The organism is Candidatus Nanopusillus massiliensis, assembly GCF_920984865.1.
In genome coordinates this window covers 132,715-133,639 of sequence record NZ_OV100765.1, presented here as the reverse complement: position 1 = coordinate 133,639, position 925 = coordinate 132,715, and the positions used below count along the sequence as shown (strand labels likewise).

The following is a 925-nucleotide window of genomic DNA, read 5'->3' as shown; positions in this document are numbered from 1 at the left end:
AATGACATTACCTCCATTTTTAATATTAACAAGGATATTTATTAATAAAATAAAGGGATTGCAATTTCCATATTTATTTCTATTTTCAATATTAAATATTATATCAATATATTATGGTATAGCATTTTAATAAATTATAATACAAATATTGGAAATACATATTTAAATTATGTATATAGAGCTTCAGAATACTTAAAACAATATAATCCGAAAGTATTATTAAAAAATGTTTTTTGGCCAATGGTTGCATATTATACAAATTCCCAAGTTTATATAATGTATAATGCTACATATTTAATTCCAATAGTTTATCCTCAATTTTTTCTATATTCTCCAAATTNNNGAACACCTTTTCCATTTAATCCAAACGATTATNATATATCATTAATATATTCTTATATAGATCCAAATAATTGCCAGATTATCTATTTATAGAGTAAATAGTTATTTTGTTAAATAACCTTCCAATTCATCCAAACTTGCAAATCCTCTAATAGTATATGTTTCATTATATCTATATATAATAATAAATGGCCAGGTAGTAATATTATACTTTAAATTCTATAACTTATAAAATAATTTGGATAACCTGAATCAAAAGAATATATATACAAACTATTTTGATTTTGTACATATAAATATGTTAAGATATTACCTTCCTGATCACATGCACTTCCACAATATTTATTATTATAGAAATATAATATTAATGTGAAATTTGTTATATTACATTCTTCTATATATTTTCTAGTTAATAAAAAGTGTAAATATTCCATATTAAAATATGGTATTTTAAATATCTTACTTCTTCTTTATTATAATATATATTTTCGTTTGATTCTAAATATNNNNATTCCTGTCCAATCTGAGCAATCTGGGATTTTAAATATTCTAAAAAAGATAAATAATTACTATTGCATTCTAA

At 20.4% G+C, this 925-nt stretch carries 2 protein-coding genes; one reads left to right on the top strand and one right to left on the bottom strand.

Annotated features, from left to right (window positions below; genetic code table 11):
- The first annotated feature begins 1 nt into the window (after position 1).
- Positions 2–130 (top strand): hypothetical protein, encoded by a 129-nt coding sequence (locus LUA84_RS04055; RefSeq protein ID WP_256443479.1) that lies wholly within the window; start codon positions 2–4, stop codon positions 128–130.
- Positions 131–554: 424 nt separating this feature from the next.
- On the opposite strand, the gene LUA84_RS01035 is transcribed toward LUA84_RS04055, so the two are convergent.
- Complete coding sequence (locus LUA84_RS01035) at positions 555–776, bottom strand: hypothetical protein (RefSeq protein WP_231434020.1); 222 nt, start codon at positions 774–776, stop codon at positions 555–557.
- Positions 777–925: the final 149 nt, after the last annotated feature.

Excerpts from the sequence above, each read along its gene's own strand:
- LUA84_RS04055 (WP_256443479.1), top strand. The coding sequence starts at position 2 with ATGACATTACCTCCATTTTTAATATTAACAAGGATATTTATTAATAAA.
- LUA84_RS01035 (WP_231434020.1), bottom strand. The coding sequence starts at position 776 with ATGGAATATTTACACTTTTTATTAACTAGAAAATATATAGAAGAATGT.